The organism is Stutzerimonas tianxiuensis (genome assembly GCF_053470365.1).
This window is the reverse complement of sequence record NZ_JBPVWS010000001.1, coordinates 234,453-254,030: the sequence shown is the minus strand read 5'-3', so window position 1 is coordinate 254,030 and position 19,578 is coordinate 234,453. Positions and strand designations below refer to the sequence as shown.

Sequence of the window (19,578 nt, the reverse complement as noted above, 5' to 3'; positions counted from 1 at the left end):
AAGGAAACAGCCGGTGCGCTCTGTCGGGGCGTTATGGCAGTACGCCATCCCAGCGAGTAAGCTGCGATGAATATATGGGATGAATGCCGGGCTACGCCCCGCATGTGAGGAAGGTCGCCGAACCAGGCGACGATACCTTCTCGCCATTCGTCACTCACGCACGGCAGATAGCATGAGCGAAACAAGTGCACCTTTCAGCAAGGTGCGGCAATTCTTTCACTGGCGTAACAGCATCGCGTGGCTCGTACTCGGGTTGGCGCTGTTGGTACAGCTGGCCCTTCTCAATCATCTGCAGATGAAAGAGGAGCGGGCCGCGCTCAAGCAATTCGACCTGTTGGTAAACACCACCATAGAAGCTATTCATAAACGCATGACGGACCACGAGCAAATCCTGCTCGGGGCGGCTGGACTGTTTGATGCCTCTGGAGAGGTCTCGCGCGCGGAGTGGCGTGAATACAACGAGCGACTGCATCTGGCCGAGCGCTACCCAGGCATTCAGGGGGTCGGCTTTGCCAAGGCGCTGCTGCCGTCTGATCTCGAGAACCATGTGCAGAGCGTCCGGGCTGAAGGCTATACCGACTACGATGTCTACCCGCAAGGGACGGACCGCTCGCTATACACCCCCATCGTCTTCCTCGAACCTTTCCGCGATCGCAACCTGGCCGCTTTCGGCTTTGACATGTTCTCCGAGCCGGTTCGCCGGCAGGCCATGCTCAGCGCTGCCGAAACCGGAACAACCCAGATCACAGGGAAAGTCACGTTACGCCAGGAAACTCACGGCAAGGTACAGGCGGGCATCCTCATGTATGTACCCTTCTACCATCCTGATGAGCCGTTAACGTCGGTGACTCAGCGTTTGCAAGCGTTGAAGGGCTTCGTCTACAGCCCCTACCGCCTGGACGACCTGATGCGAGGAATCCTAGGCGCAGCCAACCCCAACCTGAGCTTGCACATCTACGCAGGCGATACCGAGCAAGCCGAGCAGCTGATCTTTGCCAGTCAAGATGCCCCTGATATCGGGCAAGCCCAATACAGCAAGGTGGTAGAGCTGAATCTCTATGGCCAGACATGGACGCTGCGCCTGGAGAGCCGTCCGGCCTTCGAGCAGTTTTTCCATACCAACAAAGGACTGATAACGGGCCTCGGCACCGGCCTGAGCGCGCTGCTGTTCCTGCTGACGTTTTCGCTGCTGCTCAGACGCCGCCGTGCCGAAGCGCTGGCCCAGCAGATGACCGAAGACATCCGCGAAAACAAACGCGCCCTTCAGCTCAGTGAGGAACGCCTCAGCCTTGCCCTCAAAGGCAGCAATGACGGGCTGTGGGACATGAACTTGGAAGCGGGAACCTTCTATGCATCGCCGCGCGCCTGGCACATGCTCGGCTACCGTCCCGGCGAGTTGAGTTCGGATCTCAAGCTCTGGGAGCGACTCATCGTAGCTGACGATCTGCCTCAGGAGCGGACCCAACTGGCCCAGACCATGCTCTCGGCGGTTGATCACTTCACCACCGAGCTACGTCTGCAGCACAAAAGCGGCAAGATCACGCCTGTGCTCATCCGCGGTTACATCCAGCGCGACCGCGACGGCCAGCCGCTGCGAATCAGCGGCACCAGCATGGATCTGACCGAGCACAAGCGCATCGAACAAATGAAAGACGAGTTCGTCTCGACGGTAAGCCACGAGCTGCGCACCCCGCTGACATCGATCAGCGGTGCCTTGGGCCTGATCACCGGCGGCGCCCTGGGCGACGCTCCGCCTGCCATCCAGCAGATGCTGGAGATCGCGCACCGCAACAGCCTGCGGTTGGGTTACCTGATCAACGATCTGCTGGACATGGAGAAGATCACCGCAGGCAAGATGACCTTCGATATGCGCGAGCACTCGCTACGCCAATTGCTGGATGAGGCGATGACCAGCAACCAGGCCTTCGCCGCACATTTTGGGGTGGACTGCATACTGTGTGACCCGCTCAACGTGCAGGTATGGGTCGACGGTTTGCGCCTGCAGCAGGTTCTGACCAACTTCCTTTCGAACGCGATCAAATACACCCCGGAAGGAGGTCAGGTCACTCTGCATTGCAGCCAGCCTGACCCCACCCATGTTCGCATCAGCGTGACCGATCAGGGGCCGGGCATCCCGGTAAGCTTCCAGACGCGGGTATTTGAAAAATTTGCGCAAGCTGATGCCTCCGACAGTCGCCAGAAGGGCGGCACTGGCCTGGGGCTCGCCATTACCAAGGAATTCATCGAGCGGATGGGCGGCCGTGTCGGCTTCGATACAGCCGAAGGCCAAGGCACAACGTTCTGGTGCGAGCTGCCAATCCTCGAGTCGGCCACCATGGCGCCGGACCAAGGCCAGCCTCGCCTGCTAGTGATCGAAGACGAGCCGGACACTGGCCGGTTGCTACTGCTGATGCTGCGCGATGCCGGTTACGCGGTCGATCGCGTGCAGAGCCTGCATGCGGCAAGAGACAAGCTGGCGAGCACCCGTTACGAGGCCATGACGCTAGATTTACATCTACCTGACGGCAGCGGACGCGATCTGATTGACGAAGTGCGTCGCAACCCTGACACGCGTGACCTGCCGATTATCGTGATATCGGCGGCCAGCCATTTCGAGCAGAACGCCGAGGACACGGGGATCACCTGGCTACACAAACCCATCAGCGCGGCCCAGTTATTGATTGCCCTTACCGACAGCCTGGAGCACTCCAGGCACTGCCGCTGATGCCAGCGGTAATCCGAATTCGACCCCTTCCTTTCGGTCGACTATAAAAAAGGCGCTGCAGTTGCAGCGCCTCTAGGCTCGGGATGACGATTCAGGCTAGGACTATCAAGCCTGAATGGAACCCTTGAGCTTGTTCATCGCATTTTTCTCAAGCTGGCGAATCCGCTCAGCAGAAACCCCATACTTGGCAGCGAGATCATGCAGAGTCGCTTTGGTATCGCTCAGCCAACGCTGCTGAAGGATATCGCGACTACGCTCATCGAGCGTGTCCAGCGCTTCGTGCAGATTCGAATTGGAGTTATCGCTCCAATCGGCATCCTCGAGTTGCCGCGCCGGGTCATAGCGATGATCCTCGAGATAATGCGCTGGCGACTGATAGGCGCTGTCATCATCCGCATCGGCAGAGGGATCGAAAGCCATATCGTGCCCGGTGAGACGGCTTTCCATCTCGCGGACTTCGCGAGCCTCAACACCGAGGCTGTCGGCAACCCGCTCGACCTCGTCATTGTTCAACCAAGCCAGACGCTTCTTCTGACTACGCAGGTTGAAGAACAGCTTGCGTTGCGCCTTGGTCGTAGCGACTTTGACGATGCGCCAGTTGCGCAGGATGAACTCGTGGATTTCGGCCTTGATCCAATGCACGGCAAAGGAGACCAGACGTACACCCATTTCCGGGTTGAAGCGCTTGACCGCCTTCATCAGGCCGACGTTGCCTTCCTGAATCAGATCGGCCTGTGCCAGACCGTAGCCGGAATAGCTGCGGGCGATATGTACAACGAAGCGCAGGTGGGCCAACACCATCTGACGGGCGGCCTCAAGGTCCTGTTGGTAGAACAGACGTCCAGCCAAGTCGCGTTCCTGCTCGACCGTGAGCAGCGGAATGCTGTTGACCGTCTGCACATAGGCCTCGAGATTGCCTCCCGGGACCAGGGCTTGAACAGGTTGGAGATTAGATGTCATGCAGGTCCTCCAAAAATGAAGCTGCAGCAGTTTAGCACTGCCGCATGAGACTGCAAGCCTGTGGAAAAGTTTCCTTACAGCCTAATAATCCTATGCAAATCAACAGGTTAGCGGGGGGAAAGCTCACTCAGATGCCTCGCCACGGCTAGCCAGGCGCCTATATAACCCAGCAGCACGGCACCCAGCACGAGCGAGAGCCCGTCATCGGCTGGCACACCTGCCAGACCGAAGTCACTGTTATACAAGCCAGCCAAGCCTATAACCGCCTCGTTCAACCAGCCGAGGCCATAAGCCAACAAGACCCAGGCCATCAGCCCTGCTCCCAGCCCGTACAACGCGCCCATGTAGAGAAACGGACGCCGAACGTAGCCGTCAGTACCGCCGACCAGCTTCACCACTTCAATCTCGGTGCGCCGGTTTTCGATATGCAGGCGGATGGTATTACCGATGACCAGCAGCAGCGTCGCGATCAGCAACAGGCTAAGCCCGAACACGAACCGATCACCCAATTTGAGAATCGCGGTTAACCGCTCGACCCAGAGCAGGTCCAGCTGCGCCTGCTCGACGCCAGGCAACTCCGCCAAGCGTTGGCGCAGCGCCTCGAGGTTATCGCGATCAACTTCGTTGGGCGTCACCAGGATGACACCGGGCAGCGGGTTCTCCGGCAGTTCCCGCAAGGCCTCGCCGAGCCCCGACAGTTGTTGAAACTCTTCCAGCGCCTGCTCGCGACTGATCCAGCTGGCTTCGGACACGTCGGGCATTGCCAAGACTTGCTCGCGCAGCACCTGCCCTTGAGTCCCGTCTACATCCAGCTGCATGAACAGCGAAATCTGCGCCGCCCGCTGCCAGGAGCCGCCGAGCCGCTCGACATTGTCCAATAACAGCGCCAGCCCCATCGGCAAGCTCAATGCGACCGCCATGACCAGGCAGGTAAAGAAGCTACCGATCGGTTGCTTGATCAGCCTGCCAACGCTGTCCACCACGCTGGCTCGGTGGCTTTCAACCCAGGCATGAAACAGGGTGCTGAAGTCCGGCTCATCGCTCTTCGGCTGCTCGGGCTTGTTGCGTACACCGCCCGCGCGTTCTGCTGGATTCGGGTTCTGCTCGGGTGCGCTCATCGGGTGGCCTCCCCGTCGCCGATCAATCGGCCACGTTGCAGCGTGAGCATGCGGTGACGCATGCGGGCAATCAGCGCCAGGTCGTGGCTGGCGATCAGCACCGTGGTGCCGAGGCGGTTGATGTCTTCGAATACGCCCATGATTTCAGCCGCGAGACGCGGGTCGAGGTTGCCTGTCGGTTCGTCGGCAAGCAGCAATGCCGGGCGGTGCACCACGGCGCGAGCAATGCCGACCCGCTGTTGCTGACCGGTAGAGAGATCGGAGGGGTACTGCAGCGCTTTGTCCTTCAGACTGACGCGCTCGAGCGCAGTCATTACACGCTGGCCGATTTCGCGCTTGTTCAACCCGAGGATTTGCAACGGCAATGCGGCATTGTCGAACACGGTGCGATCAAACAGCAGTTGGTGGTTCTGGAACACCACGCCGATTTGCCGACGGAGAAACGGAATCTGCGCATTACTGATTCGCGACAGATCCTGGCCAGCCAATAGCAGCTTGCCACTGCTGGGCCTTTCCATCGCCAGCAGCAAACGCAACAAGGTGCTCTTACCGGCGCCGGAGTGCCCGGTAACGAAGAGGAACTCGCCGCGTTGCACATGGAAGGAAAGCTCGTGCAATCCGACGTGGCCGTTGGGATAGCGCTTGCCCACCTGCTCGAAACGGATCATGACGAGGCTCCGCCCGTCCCCTTCTCGGCAAACAGGGCATCGACGAAGGCGTCCGCCTCGAAGGTTCGCAAGTCATCTATGCCCTCACCAACGCCGATGTATCGGATCGGCGTGCCGAACTGTTTGGCCAGAGCAAAGATCACGCCGCCCTTTGCGGTACCGTCGAGTTTGGTCAGTGCCAGGCCAGTCAGCTCGACCGACTGATTGAACTGCTTGGTCTGGTTGATCGCGTTCTGACCGGTCCCGGCATCGAGCACCAGCAGCACTTCGTGCGGCGCAGTGTCGTCGAGTTTGCCTATCACCCGACGGACCTTTTTCAGCTCCTCCATCAGGTTGTCCTTGGTATGCAGGCGTCCGGCAGTGTCGGCGATGAGCACATCGATGCCCCGGGCCTTGGCCGCTTGCACCGCATCGAAGATCACCGAAGCGGAGTCCGCCCCCGTGTGCTGGGCGATTACCGCGATGTTGTTGCGCTCACCCCAGATCTGCAGCTGCTCGACTGCAGCCGCACGGAAGGTGTCGCCTGCGGCCAGCATGACTTTCTTGCCTTCGAGTTGCAGCTTCTTCGCCAACTTGCCGATGGTCGTGGTCTTGCCAACGCCGTTGACACCCACCACGAGGATCACAAACGGTTGCTTGCTGCCGTCAATCAGCAGCGGTTGTTCCACAGGTTTGAGCAGGCTGGCGAGTTCTTCCTGCAACGCTTTATACAGCGCACCGCTGTCAGCCAGCTCCTTGCGCGAGACTCGCCGCGCCAGGTTTTGCATGATCGCCGTGGTGGCCTCTACGCCAACGTCGGCAGTCAGCAGGCGGGTTTCCAGCTCATCAAGAAGGTCATCGTCGATGGCTTTCTTGCCGAGAAACAGACTGGCCATACCTTCGCCAATGCTGGCGCTGGTTTTCGACAGACCTTGCTTGAGCCGCGCGAAGAAGCCGAGCTTGGCTGGGGGCTCTTGGACAACCGGTGCCGGGGCAGGCTCGACGGCAATCTCGGCCAACACTGGCGATTCGGGCACTTCTTCTTCAGGCTGAACCAGCTCCGGCGTAGGCTCGGGCTCTGCCTCAAGCTGCAATTCAGCGGCCGGCTTGATCTGCGGCTCCTCTTCGGGCTCCGCCTGGGCAGGCTCCGGCTCCGCAGGCGAGGACTCTTCGACCGTCTCTGCCTCGTCGGGCAATGCGGTATCGGGCTCGTCGGCGAACGGCTGGCTGTCTTCCAGCGGCTCGGCAGGCGGCGGTTCGGCCGCTGGTGACTGCGGCTTCTTGCGAAACCAGCCAAACAAGCCTTTCTTCTCGCCAGCCTCGGCCGGCGCCTTCTTATCGTCGTTTGAACCAAACATGGAGAAGATTTTCTCAAGAGGGCGATACGCCGGTGGACATGCCACCAGCCAGACGGGCGCTATCCTAGCATTGAGCATCGCCCTTCGCTAAGCGTGGCCATCCGCCCAGCCTGCCGCACCGGCAAGCATCTCCATATGCCTTTGCCCTGACACAAGTGCCCCAGTACCATGGCCCGCGTGTCCTCACCAGCCAGCGTCCTCGCGGGCGGGATCGATCACTGAACGAGCCTTTCTTCTTATGCCTCTGATGCTACGCCGCGCCGCAGCCCTGCTACTCGGCACCCTGTACCTACCGCTGGTCATGGCTGCCGAAGCCCAGCCCACCCACGAGTTCTTTCTGGATAACGGCCTCAAGGTGATCGTCCGAGAAGATCACCGGGCGCCGATAGTGGTCTCCCAGCTCTGGTACAAGGTCGGCTCCAGCTATGAGTCGCCCGGACAGACCGGCCTGTCCCACGCCCTCGAACACATGATGTTCAAGGGCAGCCGCAAGCTTGGCCCTGGCGAGGCCTCGCGCATCCTGCGCGAACTGGGCGCCGAAGAAAACGCATTCACCAGCGACGATTACACCGCCTACTACCAGGTACTGGCGCGCGACCGCCTGGCAGTGGCCTTCGAACTGGAAGCCGATCGCCTGGCGACTCTCAAACTGCCGGCAGAGGAATTCGAGCGCGAAATAGAAGTGATCATGGAGGAGCGCCGCCTGCGCACCGACGACAAGCCCAGCGCGCTGGCTTTCGAGCGTTTCGAGGCCATGGCTTACCCAGCCAGCGGCTACCACATCCCGACCATTGGTTGGATGGCCGATCTCAAGCGGATGACCGTCGAGGACCTGCGCACCTGGTACGAGCGCTGGTATGCCCCGAACAACGCAACCCTGGTGGTGGTCGGCGACGTTACGGTCGACGAAGTCCGCACCTTGGCCGAACGCTACTTCGGGCCGATCAAGAAACAGGACGTACCCAATGCCAAACGTCCGCTGGAACTGGACGAGCCCGGTGAGCGCCAACTACGCCTGCATGTGCAAACCCAGGTCCCCAGTCTGATCATGGCTTTCAACACGCCGAGCCTGGCCACCAGTGAGAACCCAAGGCAAATCCATGCGCTGCGGCTGATCAGCGCGCTGCTCGACGGCGGCTACAGCGCGCGCCTGCCCCAGCAACTCGAACGAGGCGAGGAGTTAGTGACCAGCGCCTCGGCCTGGTACAACGCCTACGCCCGCGGCGACACGCTGTTCGCCTTGAGCGCCGCGCCAAACATGCAGAAAGGCCGAACGCTGGAAGAAGTCGAGGCCGGTCTCTGGAAGCAGCTGGAACAGCTCAAGGAGACCGCACCATCGGCCGAGGAGCTGGAGCGGGTCCGCGCTCAGGTCATCGCCGGGCTGGTGTACGAGCGCGACTCCATCACCCAGCAAGCGACCACCATCGGTCAGCTCGAAACTGTCGGGCTCTCCTGGCGGCTGATGGACGAAGAGCTCAGCGCCCTCGAAGCCGTTACGCCCGAGGACATCCAGCAGGCTGCTCGCACCTACTTCACTCGCTCGCGCCTGAGCGTTGCCCATGTTCTACCCGAGGAGTCCAGCGATGAGTGATCGCCACCTGTTGCGTCGCGGCCTGCTCGGCCTGGCGCTGGCGTCCTGCCTCGGCCTGGCCGCCTGCAACGAAGAAGCCGGCGATGCCGTCGCATCCATTCCGGTACCGACCGAAGAAACCGTCGCCACACCGGCCGAGTCCGGACAGGCCATCGCCATTGAGGCCAAAGAGGCCGAAGCCGCCAGCACAAAGCTCGAATCACTGGCCGAGCTCGGCGACAAGCCGCTGGCCCGTCGTGAACTCGACATCCAGAGCTGGCAAACCGACGGCGGCGCCAAGGTGCTGTTCGTCGAGGCGCATCAGTTGCCGATGTTCGACCTGCGCCTGACCTTTGCTGCGGGCAGCAGCCAGGATGATGGCGTGCCGGGCCTGGCCATGCTGACCAACGCCATGCTCAACGAGGGCATAGAAGGCAAGGACGTCACCGCGATTGCCGAAGGCTTCGAAGGCCTAGGTGCAGATTTCGGCAACGGCTCCTACCGCGACATGGCGGTCGCCAGCCTGCGCAGTCTCAGCGAGCCGGACAAGCGCGAGCCGGCGCTGCAGCTGTTCAGTCAGGTCGTGGGCCAACCGAGCTTTCCCGACGACTCGCTGCAGCGAATCAAAAATCAGGTCTTGGCAGGCTTTGAATTCCAGAAGCAGAACCCGGGCAAGCTGGCCAGCCTTGAACTCTTCGAGCAGCTCTACAGCGATCACCCCTATGCTCATCCCAGCGAAGGTACGCCAGAGTCGATCCCGGGCATCAGCGTCGCAGAGCTGCGCGCGTTTCATCAGAAGGGGTACACCGCCGGTAACGCGGTAATTGCGCTGGTTGGCGACCTCAGCCGCGAGGAAGCCGAAACCATCGCCGCGCAGGTCTCCGCAGCGCTGCCGCAAGGCCCCGCGCTAGCGCCCCCGCCGTCACCCAGCGAGCCAACCGCTGGCACTCAAAACATCGAATTCCCCTCCAACCAGACCCACCTGATGTTGGCGCAACTGGGCATTCCTCGTGGCCATCCCGATTACGCCGCGCTGTATCTAGGCAATCAGATTCTCGGCGGCGGCGGTTTCGGCACGCGTCTGATGGAGGAGGTGCGCGAAAAACGCGGGCTGACCTACGGCGTCTATTCCGGCTTCAGTCCAATGCAGGTCGCCGGCCCGTTCATGATCAATCTGCAGACCCGTGCCGAACTGGCTGAAGGCACGCTGGAGCTGGTTCAGCGTCTGGTGGCCGAATATCTGGAGAAGGGTCCAACCGACGCTGAGCTGGCGCGCAGCAAGCGCGAAGTCGCTGGCAGCTTTCCGCTGTCGACGGCAAGCAACAGCGACATTGTCGGCCAACTGGGAAGCATCGGTTTCTATGACCTGCCGCTGACCCACCTTGAAGACTTCATGCAACAGGTCCAGGCGCTGTCGGTCGAAGACGTCAAGGCCGCGATGAACAAGCATCTGAGCCCGGACGACTTCGTGATTGTCACCGCAGGTCCGCAGGTTGAGCAGAAGCCGCTGCCCCCGCCGAGCACGAAGCCCCTCGAACAACCCAGCAGCGTTCCGGAGCATTGATGGCCAATCCACCCGTCCGCCCGTCCGCCCATGGGGGCCAAGGCCAGTTGCGTATCATCGGCGGTGAATGGCGCAGCCGTCGCTTCGGCTTCCCCGACGCCGAGGGCCTGCGACCGACACCTGATCGCGTGCGCGAGACGCTGTTCAACTGGCTCGCGCCCTACCTCTCCGGTGCGCGCGTGCTCGACCCCTTTACCGGTAGTGGCGCGCTCTACCTAGAAGCCCTCTCGCGCGGTGCCAGTATGGCCCTCGCGCTGGATGTGAACGCCAATGCCATTGCCAACCTGCGTAAGCATCTCGACACGCTCAAGTGTGGCCAGGGTCAGCTGCTACAGAGCGATGCACTGCGCTATCTCGAAACCCAGAACCCGACCCCCTTCGACCTGGTGTTTCTCGATCCGCCGTTCAACAAGAACCTGCTGCAGCCCACCTGCGAACTGTTGGAGAACCGAGGCTGGCTGGCGAAGCACGCCTGGGTTTACACCGAGAGCGAAGCCGCCCCTTCCAGCCTCGGCCTGCCTGGCAACTGGCGTCTGCACCGCGAAAAACAGGCGGGCAAGGTGAACTACGCGCTGTGGGAGCGCACCGGCGAAGCGTAAGGCTCAGGCCGCGCCGTGGCCTGGTTGGACCCAGCAACCAGGCCGCACGGATCGCATTGCAATCGACCCAGGGTGATCATGTCCGCCACCATTCCCGATACAGACTTTGCACCTGAAATGGATTCCCCCTTCGCCCCGGCCTGGTGGTTGCCCGGCGGCCACCTGCAAACGCTATGGAACCCGTTCTGCCGCCGAACGCCTGTGCTTCAGCGCCGGCGAGAGCGGTTATGGCTGGCAGACGAAGACTTTATCGATCTAGATTGGCACGGGCCACATGATCCCGAGGCACCGCTCGTGTTGGTATTGCATGGCCTGACCGGCTCATCGAATTCGCTCTATGTGCTCGGCCTGCAACGGCAATTGGCGAGCCGAAACTGGGCAAGCGTCGCCATTAACTGGCGAGGGTGCTCTGGCGAGCCGAACCTGCTCCCGCGCGCCTATCATTCCGGCGCCAGCGATGACCTGACCGAAGTGATCGCTCACCTACAGGCCGCACGGCCATTGGCGCCGCTCTATGCCGTGGGTTATTCGCTAGGGGGCAACGTGCTACTTAAATACCTTGGCGAGACCGGCCGCGCCGCGCCGCTGCAAAGGGCCGTGGCGGTTTCCGTACCCTTTCGCCTGGACCAGTGCGCTGACCGTATCGGACTTGGCTTTTCGCGGGTGTATCAGGCGCATTTCATGCGCGAGATGGTCGCCTATGTCAGGGACAAGCAGCGACTCTTCGCAAGCACGGGTCATGACGCCCATCTCTCGGCATTGAAGCGCCTGGGATCGCTGGAGGGCATGCGCACCTTCTGGGACTTCGATGGCCGCTTCACCGCCCCGCTGCACGGCTATACGGATGCCCGCGACTACTACCGCCGGGCCTCGAGCCGCTATTTCCTGCCGGACATCCGCATCCCTACCCTGCTAATCCAAGCCGAGGACGATCCGTTTGTATTTCGCCACAGCGTGCCAGAACCCGATGAGCTTTCAGCCACCACCACGCTGGAACTGCATAAGACCGGCGGGCACGTCGGCTTCGTCGAGGGCTCGCCGTTCAAGCCAAGCTATTACCTGGAGCGGCGGATACCGGAGTGGCTGGAGCAGACATGACAGGCAAGACAGGTATCGCTGGCTGGCCGCTCAACCGTTCATGATCGGGGCGTGCAGTTGCGCCAACAAACTTGAAACGCCGAGGCGCGCAGCGTCTGTGACGAACCCCTCCTCTAGCGCCAGCAGCTGAAAGATCCCGCGACGGAGCATGTTTCTATCCATGCGTATGTCCTCGGAACCGTCCACGGTACAGAGAAAGGGCACCCATGACGTCATGATGATCCACGCATTGACGGCCAGTGCTTCTACCTGGGGAGGCGTCATCTGGAGGATTCCGGCATCGACGAAGCCTTGATAGATCCTCTGCGCACTCAGCAAATGGCGTCTGGCAAACAGCCGGTAGCGCTCGGCAAGCATGTCGTCGCCACTCAACAGATGCTCAAGATCACGGTGCACGAAACGGTAGTCCCACATTGCCGAGAGCAGCGCTTCGAGGTACCCGGTCTTGTCCTCGATGGTCAGCGCCCGGCCTTCCGGCAGTTGCAAAAATCCATCGACATTCCGCTCATAACGATCGAACAACTCGGCGATGATCGCCTGCTTGTTGCGGAAGTGGTAATAGAGGTTGCCGGGCGAAATCTCCAGGTGCGCAGCGATGTGATTCGTGGTCACACTGCGCTCGCCCTGGGCGTTGAACAGCTCAAGGCTGGCCTGCAGGATGCGCTCGCGGGTTCTTGGTTTCGGGGACATTGCGGAAAGCTACTTTCGTCGTGCTAGAGCCGGGACGCAAAGGTAACCCGACCGCCGTGAACGCGCACAGGTTTGACAGTTTAGAGTTTTTACTCTAGAAATCTCCGATCTGTCGCCTTTCCGGAGCATCGTTCATGCTTGCCGACGCTGTGTATTCGCATCCCACCCATCTCGAAACCGAGCGTTTGCAGGCGTTATTCGAGCGTCAGCGCAGTGCTTTTCAGGCCTATCCCAGCCCTACTGCAGCGGATCGTCTGCAGTGGCTAGAGGCGCTGCATGACTTGCTCTCCAGTCATCAGCAGCCGGTGGTTGATGCGATCAGTGAGGATTTCGGTAACCGCTCGGCTGACGAGACTCGACTCGCCGAGATCATGCCCAGCCTGCATGGCATTCGCCACGCCAAACGCCTCCTGCCGCGCTGGATGAAGCCTTCTCGGCGCAGTGTCGGGCTGGCCTTTCAGCCCGCCAGCGCCCGCGTCGTCTATCAGCCGCTTGGAGTGGTCGGCATTATCGTGCCGTGGAACTACCCGCTGTATCTGGCGATCGGCCCGCTGATCGGCGCGCTGGCTGCCGGCAACCGGGTGATGCTGAAGATGAGCGAGTCGACACCGGTTACCGGCCAGCTACTCAAGGACTTGCTCGCACAGATCTTTCCCGAGGACCAGGTCGCGGTTGTCCTTGGCGAGGCGGATGTGGGCATCGCGTTTTCCAAGCTGCCTTTCGATCACCTGTTGTTCACCGGCAGTACCAGCGTAGGCCGGCACGTCATGCGAGCCGCCGCAGAAAACCTGACCCCGGTGACACTCGAACTGGGCGGGAAATCGCCCGCTATCGTCTCGAACGACGTGCCGCTCGCCGACGCTGCCGAGCGCATCGCCTTTGGCAAGACGCTCAATGCCGGGCAGACCTGTGTCGCGCCGGACTACGTACTGGTCCCACGGCAGCGCATTGATGACTTTGTCGAGGCCTATCGAAAGGTCGTCCAGCGTTTTTATCCACAGCTGGCGGACAACCCGGACTACACCTCCATCGTCAACCGGCGGCAGCATGCCCGCTTGCAGGGCTATCTGGACGATGCCCAGGCCAAGGGTGCGCGCCTGCTCCCGCTGTTCGAACAGGGACAGGAACGGCGCATGCCGCACTGCCTGCTGCTCGACGTCACCGACGAGATGCAGGTCATGCACGACGAGATCTTCGGGCCGCTGCTGCCGGTGGTGCCTTATGACGGGATCGATCAGGCGCTCGCCTATGTCAACGCACGTCCACGCCCACTGGCGCTGTATTACTTCGGCTACGACCGGAGCGAGCAGCGCCATGTGCTGCGTCATACCCATTCTGGCGGTGTCTGCCTCAACGACACGCTGCTGCATGTCGCACAGGATGATCTGCCCTTTGGTGGGGTAGGCCCGTCAGGGATGGGCCACTACCACGGGCACGACGGATTCCTTACGTTCAGCAAGGCCAAGGGGGTATTCATCAAGCAGCGCTTCAATGCCGCCCGGATGATCTACCCCCCTTACGGCAAGGCGCTGCAGAAGCTGGTCTACAAGTTCTTCGTGCGTTGAAAAAGCGCAATCGGTGACAACAACAATGACCAGTACCGAGCGATCATTTTCCCGCCGCAGCCTTCTCAGGGTTGGGCTGTTTGGCAGCGCCGCCTTGGCCGGCGCAGGCCTGCTCGGCAGTTTGTCCGGCTGTCGTGCCGAGCGGTCTGCTGCGGGCTTCACGCAGTTGCGCGACAGCGACCTGCCGATGCTACAGCGCCTGATGCCAGTCCTGCTGGAGGGTGCGGTGCCGGAATCGAGCATGCCCAGCGCCGTGCAGGGCACCCTGACGAACCTCGATCAAGGGCTCGCCCATCTGTCGCCCGCCGTGTTGAAACAGGTGCAGCAGTTGTTTGATTTGCTCTCTCTTACCCTCACCCGCGGCCCGCTGACTGGCATATGGGGCGCCTGGGAACAGGCGCAGGATGGAGAGGTACAGGCGTTTTTACAGCGATGGGAGAACAGCTCGGTCGCACTGTTGCGCCAAGGTCATGCCTCACTTCAGCAGATGATCCTGATGGCCTGGTATGGCCGACCGGAATCCTGGCGTCACTGCGGCTACCCCGGCCCGCCGGTTATCTAGCAGTGAATGCAGTGACCGCTCGACCGCCTTGAGGAATCCGCAATGCCTGTTACCGACCCCTTTGCCGAAGGTATAGCCCGCGGCTGGAAGACCCATGACGGTTCGCAGCTCGAACGGGACCTTACACTCGACGCCGACATTGCCATCGTTGGCAGCGGGGCTGGCGGTGCCACCAGTGCAGAGCTACTCAGCGCAGCCGGCTACAAGGTACTGCTGATCGAGGAGGGCCCGCTGCGCAGCAGCCGCGACTTCGACATGCAGGAGCCGTCCGCCTACGCCTCGCTCTATCAGGAGGCGATCGGCCGTACCAGCAAGGACGGCGCCATCACCATCCTGCAGGGCCGCGCCGTCGGCGGTTCGACACTGGTGAACTGGACATCGAGTTTCCGTACCCCAGCTGCCACCCTGGAGCACTGGGCGCGCGAACATTCCGTCAAAGGGCTTTCCGAACAATCCATGGCGCCCTGGTTCGAACGCATGGAACAGCGCCTGGGCATCGAGCCATGGCCACTGCCGCCCAACGCCAACAATCAGGTGATCCGCGATGGCTGTTCAGCGCTCGGTTACAGCTGGGCGGTGATCCCGCGCAACGTGCGAGGCTGCTGGAACCTGGGTTACTGCGGCATGGGCTGCCCGACCAATGCCAAGCAGTCGATGCTGGTGACAACCATCCCGGCCACTCTGGATTCGGGCGGCGAGCTGCTTTACCTCGCCCGTGCCGAACGCCTTGTTCTGGACAAGTCGCGCGTCACCGCACTGGAGTGCCTCGCCATGGATGCGCGCAGCGTCGCGCCGACCGGCCACAAGATTCGGGTGCGTGCTCGCCACTACATCCTCGCTGGCGGCGGGATCAACACACCGGCAATCCTGTTGCGCTCAGATGCGCCCGACCCACATCAGCGCGTCGGTAAACGCACCTTTCTGCATCTGGTGAATTTCTCCGCCGCCCAGTTCGAGCAGGTGATCAACCCGTTCTACGGCGCGCCTCAGTCGATCTATTCCGATCAGTTCCAATGGGATGACGGCACCGCCGGGCGTATGTCCTACAAGCTTGAAGTGCCGCCCATCCACCCGGCCCTGGCCGCAACATTGCTCGGCCGCGGAGGGATCGACAATGCCCTGCGCATGGAGCAGCTGCCGCATACCAATGCCATGATTGCGCTGATGCGCGACGGCTTTCACCCTGACAGCGCCGAGGGCAGGGTTCTGCTACGTAGCGACGGCACCCCCACCCTCGACTACCGGATGACGCCCTACACCTGGGACGGGATTCGCCGCGCCTACCACAGCATGGCGGAGGTCCAGTTCGCTGCGGGCGCCAGAACCGTCCTGCCGCTGCACAGCGACGCCAGTCATGCCACCAGCCTCGAACAAGCGCGCCAGATGATCGATGGACTGAGTCTGGAGCTGTACCGCACCCGCCTAGGCAGCGCCCATGTGATGGGAGGCTGCGCCATGGGCGAAGACCCGCGTGAGGCGGTCACTGACAGCCTTGGCCGGCATCATCAGCTGGACAACCTGTCGATCCACGACGGTTCGCTGTTTCCCACCAGCATCGGTGCCAACCCGCAATTGTCCATCTATGGCCTTGCCGCGAACCTCTCGAGTCAATTGGCCGAAAGGTTGAAAAACCCATGAACGGCTTCGTTGTGCTGACATTCGGCAGCCATCCGCTTTGATGCTTTACGCTGCCGACACCGAGCCGCTACCATCCACCCCCCACGCAAGCGTCAGGACGCCGCGATGAATCGAGTGCTGTATCCGGGAACCTTCGACCCGATCACCATGGGCCATACCGACCTGGTCGAGCGCGCCTCGCGCCTGTTCGATGAAGTCATCATTGCCGTCGCTGCCAGCCCCAACAAGAATCCGCTGTTCCCGCTGGAACAACGCGTTGCACTGGCCAAGGAAGTGACCTCGCACCTGCCGAACGTCAAGGTGATGGGGTTTTCCACTCTGCTGGCGCACTTCGTCACCGAACAGAAAGCCAATGTGCTGCTGCGCGGTCTGCGGGCGGTTTCGGACTTCGAATACGAGTTCCAGCTGGCCAACATGAACCGTCAGCTCGTTCCGGACGTGGAGAGTTTGTTTCTGACGCCATCGGAAAAATTCTCCTATATTTCCTCGACCCTGGTCCGCGAGATCGCCCGGCTTGGGGGCGATGTCAGCAAATTCGTTCACCCCTCGGTTATGAAGGCGTTGACCGAGCGCTACGGCTCGCGCTGAAGCACTCCAGCCTTTGCGCGGCGGACACTTAGCGACAAAAGGGTGATCACTGCCGCGTGCACCGGGCGAGTCGATGCGGCAAAATTGGCGCGTCGTTATTACTTGCGCTGCGGCAGATGCCGCAGCTGGAGCCAGCTGGATGTCCCTGATAATCACCGATGACTGTATCAACTGCGACGTGTGCGAGCCCGAGTGCCCGAACAGCGCAATTTCCCAAGGCGAGGAAATCTACGTCATCGACCCGAACCTCTGCACCGAGTGCGTCGGCCACTACGACGAACCGCAGTGCCAGCAGGTCTGCCCGGTGGACTGCATCCCCCTCGACGAGAGCAATGTCGAGAGCAAGGACGAGCTGATGCAGAAGTACATGATCATCACCGGAAAGGCCTGATTCATTTTTTTCGACCTCACCCGAGCGGTGAGGTCAGCACCCCCTCTCGCCTTAAACTACAAACGACCTCACTACAGGCTGGCACTCACACGCCTGGCTACGCTTGCCGGCAATCCAGCGAAACAGAATCGAACGCCGGAAACAGCACGGCTCCGCACGCAGTGAAGCGGCGGAGCCGTGAATGGCAGGTCGTTGCAGTTCCGACCGGCTGGTGCTGGCCGGGGATTCAGTCCTGGCGGTTGTAGCCGACGCGGGTGCAGCCCAGGCAGCGAGCAAAGGCTGCAGCGCCTGGCTCGACGACCAGCGCATGACCCGCCTCTTTGATGCCGCCGCCCATGGCGCTGAACGGCAAGCTGACCACGAACAGCCCTGCGCCAATGGCGGTGGCTGCGATCAGCAACGGGCGCGCAATCAACAGATCGCCAACAATGGAAAAGGCTTTGGGAGCTTCGACGGTGTACATCGGATCGCCGCTGGCGTTCTGCTGTACCGATTGCGCCTGCACGGGCATCGTCAGCAGACCTGTGGTCAGAGCCAAGACAACAGCAGTGGAGCGAAACAGATTCATGGTGTGGTCCTTCAGCTGGGCGATACGAGGCAGGTAATTGTGGTGTTGGCCACTATAGCAGCGGCCGTCGGTTATTGATCGTGAACAACGTCAACGCCTGCGCACTCAGGCGAGATCATCGCTGGCAGCGTACGCAATAAACACTGGCCCGCTGACCGAGGCGAATTTCGCGCAAGGTCGAGCCGCAGCTCTTACAAAACTCCCCGCCTCGACCGTAAACGAACAGTTCCTGCTGGAAATAGCCCGGCTTGCCGTCGCCACCGACAAAATCGCGCAGCGTCGTGCCGCCGCGCTCGATGGCGTAGGCAAGGATGCGCTTGATCTCGACGGCCAGCTTCATATAACGCGCCCGGGACACTGCGCCGGCGGCACGCCGCGGATCGATTCCGGCAGCGAACAACGCCTCGCTCGCATAGATATTGCCGACGCCAACGACCACTGCGTTATCCATGATGAAGGGCTTGATCGCCATGCTGCGTCCGCGCGACATCTGGTACAGCCGCTCGCCATCGAACGCATCACTCAGCGGTTCCGGCCCCAGGCTGGCGAGCAGCACGTGACTCAGCGGATCATCGCTCCAGAGCAGCGCGCCAAAGCGCCGTGGGTCTGTGTAGCGCAGCGCCATGCCGGACTCCAGCACGATGTCGACATGCTCATGCTTGCCGACCGGCAGATCCGCCGGAACCAGACGCAGGCTGCCGGACATGCCCAGGTGTGCGATCAGGGTGCCGACTTCCGCTTTTATCAGCAGGTATTTGGCGCGCCGCTCAACGCCTTCGATGCGCTGGCCCGACAGCCGCACATCGAGATCGTCTGGAATCGGCCAGCGCAGCCGCCGCTCTCGCACGACGACCTGGCTGACACGCTGGCCGACCAGGTGCGGCGCAATACCGCGGCGGGTGGTTTCAACTTCTGGGAGTTCGGGCATCAGAGAAATATGCAGTGTGGACCGGATGGCGACCTTAGCAGCTAACGCGCAGCCGGGTCAGCCGACGCCCAGTTCGCGAATGATGTCGCGCTGGCATTCAAAATCGTATTCCGACAGGCCGACGTATTCGAGCACCAGCTGCGCCACGGCATCCCACTCATGGTCTTGCAGCTGCTCACCTAATACGCGATGACAGGCGCAGATGTGCTCGGCCATCTTCAGGATCGCCAATAGCGTCTTGATCTGCGGATCGCTCCACTCGTCGCGGAATAGGGCCATGGCGTTGTGGTGATTGGCGATGGCTTCACACAGGTGCTGCGGCAGCTTCCAGGAGCGCGCGACGAAATAACCCACCACGGCATGGTTGGTATTGAGCACCCGATTCTCGATGTCGGTGATGCGCGTCTCGGGACCAACGCTGGCGTAAGCCTCTTCCAGCACGGCCATATAGCCGGGGAAGCGGGTCAGCATCAGCGGGATGCCGCAGTTGTGAAACAGACCGAGGGTATAGGCCTCATCAGGCGCCGGAAGACCGATACGCTTGGCCAGCGCCAGACAGGTGCTGGCCACGTCCTGCGCCGAATCCCAGAAACGATTGAGCGTGACGATGGCGGCGTCGGTCAGCTCGCCGCGGATCGATTGCGCGTTGATCAAATTGATCACCGAACGGCAACCCAGCAAATTGACGGCCTGCTGAATCGAAGCGATGCGGTTGGCAAGGCCGAAAAACGGCGAGTTCACGGTTTTCAGCAAGGCGCCCGACAACCCCGGATCCTGGCTGATCAGCCGCGCAATCGCGCGCAGGTCGGGATCAGGCATGACCTGTTCCATCTGCAGGTCAACCATGATCTGCGGCTGCGGTGGAACACTGATCCCCTGCAGCACGCTGCGGATCTGTTCGTCGGTGAGTTCGATGGACATGAAGGCGGCCAGGCCTTGCGAATAGCACAAGGCCACTAAGTAAAGAGTGCGAACTTTGGCCGAGTTCATGGTCGGATTCAAGTAGATC

18 protein-coding genes are annotated in these 19,578 nt (G+C 61.4%); 10 read left to right on the top strand and 8 right to left on the bottom strand.

Translation table 11 applies throughout. The features are described 5' to 3' along the window. Positions 1-172: 172 nt before the first annotated feature. Positions 173-2,725 carry a hybrid sensor histidine kinase/response regulator gene (locus ACSSNI_RS01035; RefSeq protein ID WP_200639984.1) on the top strand — a complete coding sequence of 851 codons (2,553 nt, stop codon included), beginning with the start codon at positions 173-175 and terminating at the stop codon, positions 2,723-2,725. Positions 2,726-2,830: 105 nt separating this feature from the next. Here ACSSNI_RS01035 and rpoH read toward each other — a convergent pair whose 3' ends face one another. The 4 genes from rpoH to ftsY form a co-directional block, all read right to left on the bottom strand. Further along, positions 2,831-3,685, bottom strand: coding sequence for an RNA polymerase sigma factor RpoH (rpoH, locus tag ACSSNI_RS01030; protein WP_102836648.1), 855 nt, complete (start codon positions 3,683-3,685; stop codon positions 2,831-2,833). Positions 3,686-3,792: 107 nt separating this feature from the next. Next, positions 3,793-4,803 (bottom strand): permease-like cell division protein FtsX, encoded by a 1,011-nt coding sequence (ftsX, locus tag ACSSNI_RS01025; protein WP_200639985.1) that lies wholly within the window; start codon positions 4,801-4,803, stop codon positions 3,793-3,795. Beyond that, positions 4,800-5,471: a cell division ATP-binding protein FtsE gene (gene ftsE / locus ACSSNI_RS01020; RefSeq protein ID WP_073299191.1), complete on the bottom strand. Its 672-nt coding sequence runs from the start codon at positions 5,469-5,471 to the stop codon at positions 4,800-4,802. The genes ftsX and ftsE overlap by 4 nt, the downstream gene beginning before the upstream one ends. Further along, positions 5,468-6,808: a signal recognition particle-docking protein FtsY gene (ftsY, locus tag ACSSNI_RS01015; protein ID WP_200639986.1), complete on the bottom strand. Its 1,341-nt coding sequence runs from the start codon at positions 6,806-6,808 to the stop codon at positions 5,468-5,470. The genes ftsE and ftsY overlap by 4 nt, the downstream gene beginning before the upstream one ends. Before the next feature lie 238 nt (positions 6,809-7,046). Here ftsY and ACSSNI_RS01010 point away from each other — a divergent pair, with 238 nt between their 5' ends. The 4 genes from ACSSNI_RS01010 to ACSSNI_RS00995 all read left to right on the top strand — a co-directional run bounded on the left by ACSSNI_RS01010 (position 7,047) and on the right by ACSSNI_RS00995 (position 11,639). Continuing rightward, on the top strand, positions 7,047-8,399 hold the full coding sequence (locus ACSSNI_RS01010) for a M16 family metallopeptidase (RefSeq protein WP_200639987.1): 1,353 nt from the start codon (positions 7,047-7,049) through the stop codon (positions 8,397-8,399). Continuing rightward, complete coding sequence (locus tag ACSSNI_RS01005) at positions 8,392-9,942, top strand: M16 family metallopeptidase (protein WP_200639988.1); 1,551 nt, start codon at positions 8,392-8,394, stop codon at positions 9,940-9,942. The genes ACSSNI_RS01010 and ACSSNI_RS01005 overlap by 8 nt, the downstream gene beginning before the upstream one ends. After that, complete coding sequence (rsmD, locus tag ACSSNI_RS01000; RefSeq protein WP_200639989.1) at positions 9,942-10,541, top strand: 16S rRNA (guanine(966)-N(2))-methyltransferase RsmD; 600 nt, start codon at positions 9,942-9,944, stop codon at positions 10,539-10,541. The genes ACSSNI_RS01005 and rsmD overlap by 1 nt, the downstream gene beginning before the upstream one ends. Positions 10,542-10,658: 117 nt before the next feature. After that, a complete protein-coding gene (locus tag ACSSNI_RS00995; protein WP_200640698.1) occupies positions 10,659-11,639 on the top strand; it encodes a hydrolase in 981 nt (326 codons plus the stop codon). Between the two features lie 30 nt (positions 11,640-11,669). On the opposite strand, the gene ACSSNI_RS00990 is transcribed toward ACSSNI_RS00995, so the two are convergent. Next, positions 11,670-12,329 (bottom strand): TetR/AcrR family transcriptional regulator, encoded by a 660-nt coding sequence (locus ACSSNI_RS00990; protein ID WP_200639990.1) that lies wholly within the window; start codon positions 12,327-12,329, stop codon positions 11,670-11,672. Positions 12,330-12,463: 134 nt separating this feature from the next. On the opposite strand from ACSSNI_RS00990, the gene ACSSNI_RS00985 reads away from it, so the two are divergent. The 5 genes from ACSSNI_RS00985 to ACSSNI_RS00965 all read left to right on the top strand — a co-directional run bounded on the left by ACSSNI_RS00985 (position 12,464) and on the right by ACSSNI_RS00965 (position 17,073). After that, a complete protein-coding gene (locus ACSSNI_RS00985; protein WP_200639991.1) occupies positions 12,464-13,894 on the top strand; it encodes a coniferyl aldehyde dehydrogenase in 1,431 nt (476 codons plus the stop codon). Positions 13,895-13,919: 25 nt separating this feature from the next. Further along, entirely contained in the window at positions 13,920-14,456 is a 537-nt protein-coding gene (locus tag ACSSNI_RS00980; RefSeq protein WP_200639992.1) for a twin-arginine translocation pathway signal protein, read from the top strand. A 42-nt stretch (positions 14,457-14,498) separates the two neighbouring features. After that, positions 14,499-16,094, top strand: coding sequence for a GMC family oxidoreductase (locus ACSSNI_RS00975; RefSeq protein ID WP_200639993.1), 1,596 nt, complete (start codon positions 14,499-14,501; stop codon positions 16,092-16,094). Positions 16,095-16,199: 105 nt separating this feature from the next. Further along, positions 16,200-16,682, top strand: coding sequence for a pantetheine-phosphate adenylyltransferase (coaD, locus tag ACSSNI_RS00970; protein WP_029404817.1), 483 nt, complete (start codon positions 16,200-16,202; stop codon positions 16,680-16,682). 139 nt (positions 16,683-16,821) lie between these two features. Beyond that, on the top strand, positions 16,822-17,073 hold the full coding sequence (locus tag ACSSNI_RS00965; RefSeq protein ID WP_045423623.1) for a YfhL family 4Fe-4S dicluster ferredoxin: 252 nt from the start codon (positions 16,822-16,824) through the stop codon (positions 17,071-17,073). Positions 17,074-17,299: 226 nt separating this feature from the next. Here the strand turns inward: ACSSNI_RS00965 and ACSSNI_RS00960 are convergent, their stop codons facing one another. The 3 genes from ACSSNI_RS00960 to ACSSNI_RS00950 all read right to left on the bottom strand — a co-directional run bounded on the left by ACSSNI_RS00960 (position 17,300) and on the right by ACSSNI_RS00950 (position 19,490). Next, positions 17,300-17,641 carry a multidrug transporter gene (locus tag ACSSNI_RS00960; RefSeq protein WP_102836638.1) on the bottom strand — a complete coding sequence of 114 codons (342 nt, stop codon included), beginning with the start codon at positions 17,639-17,641 and terminating at the stop codon, positions 17,300-17,302. Positions 17,642-17,756: 115 nt separating this feature from the next. Then, on the bottom strand, positions 17,757-18,569 hold the full coding sequence (mutM, locus tag ACSSNI_RS00955; RefSeq protein ID WP_200639994.1) for a bifunctional DNA-formamidopyrimidine glycosylase/DNA-(apurinic or apyrimidinic site) lyase: 813 nt from the start codon (positions 18,567-18,569) through the stop codon (positions 17,757-17,759). A gap of 57 nt (positions 18,570-18,626) precedes the next feature. Further along, positions 18,627-19,490: an HDOD domain-containing protein gene (locus ACSSNI_RS00950; RefSeq protein WP_200640700.1), complete on the bottom strand. Its 864-nt coding sequence runs from the start codon at positions 19,488-19,490 to the stop codon at positions 18,627-18,629. Positions 19,491-19,578: the final 88 nt, after the last annotated feature.

Excerpts from the sequence above, each read along its gene's own strand:
- coaD (WP_029404817.1), top strand. The coding sequence starts at position 16,200 with ATGAATCGAGTGCTGTATCCGGGAACCTTCGACCCGATCACCATGGGC.
- ftsE (WP_073299191.1), bottom strand. The coding sequence starts at position 5,471 with ATGATCCGTTTCGAGCAGGTGGGCAAGCGCTATCCCAACGGCCACGTC.
- ACSSNI_RS01005 (WP_200639988.1), top strand. The coding sequence starts at position 8,392 with ATGAGTGATCGCCACCTGTTGCGTCGCGGCCTGCTCGGCCTGGCGCTG.
- ACSSNI_RS00990 (WP_200639990.1), bottom strand. The coding sequence starts at position 12,329 with ATGTCCCCGAAACCAAGAACCCGCGAGCGCATCCTGCAGGCCAGCCTT.
- ACSSNI_RS00975 (WP_200639993.1), top strand. The coding sequence starts at position 14,499 with ATGCCTGTTACCGACCCCTTTGCCGAAGGTATAGCCCGCGGCTGGAAG.
- ACSSNI_RS00965 (WP_045423623.1), top strand. The coding sequence starts at position 16,822 with ATGTCCCTGATAATCACCGATGACTGTATCAACTGCGACGTGTGCGAG.
- ACSSNI_RS00980 (WP_200639992.1), top strand. The coding sequence starts at position 13,920 with ATGACCAGTACCGAGCGATCATTTTCCCGCCGCAGCCTTCTCAGGGTT.
- ACSSNI_RS01035 (WP_200639984.1), top strand. The coding sequence starts at position 173 with ATGAGCGAAACAAGTGCACCTTTCAGCAAGGTGCGGCAATTCTTTCAC.
- ACSSNI_RS00960 (WP_102836638.1), bottom strand. The coding sequence starts at position 17,641 with ATGAATCTGTTTCGCTCCACTGCTGTTGTCTTGGCTCTGACCACAGGT.
- ACSSNI_RS00995 (WP_200640698.1), top strand. The coding sequence starts at position 10,659 with ATGGATTCCCCCTTCGCCCCGGCCTGGTGGTTGCCCGGCGGCCACCTG.
- ftsY (WP_200639986.1), bottom strand. The coding sequence starts at position 6,808 with ATGTTTGGTTCAAACGACGATAAGAAGGCGCCGGCCGAGGCTGGCGAG.
- ACSSNI_RS00950 (WP_200640700.1), bottom strand. The coding sequence starts at position 19,490 with ATGTCCATCGAACTCACCGACGAACAGATCCGCAGCGTGCTGCAGGGG.
- ACSSNI_RS01010 (WP_200639987.1), top strand. The coding sequence starts at position 7,047 with ATGCCTCTGATGCTACGCCGCGCCGCAGCCCTGCTACTCGGCACCCTG.
- mutM (WP_200639994.1), bottom strand. The coding sequence starts at position 18,569 with ATGCCCGAACTCCCAGAAGTTGAAACCACCCGCCGCGGTATTGCGCCG.
- ACSSNI_RS00985 (WP_200639991.1), top strand. The coding sequence starts at position 12,464 with ATGCTTGCCGACGCTGTGTATTCGCATCCCACCCATCTCGAAACCGAG.
- rpoH (WP_102836648.1), bottom strand. The coding sequence starts at position 3,685 with ATGACATCTAATCTCCAACCTGTTCAAGCCCTGGTCCCGGGAGGCAAT.
- rsmD (WP_200639989.1), top strand. The coding sequence starts at position 9,942 with ATGGCCAATCCACCCGTCCGCCCGTCCGCCCATGGGGGCCAAGGCCAG.
- ftsX (WP_200639985.1), bottom strand. The coding sequence starts at position 4,803 with ATGAGCGCACCCGAGCAGAACCCGAATCCAGCAGAACGCGCGGGCGGT.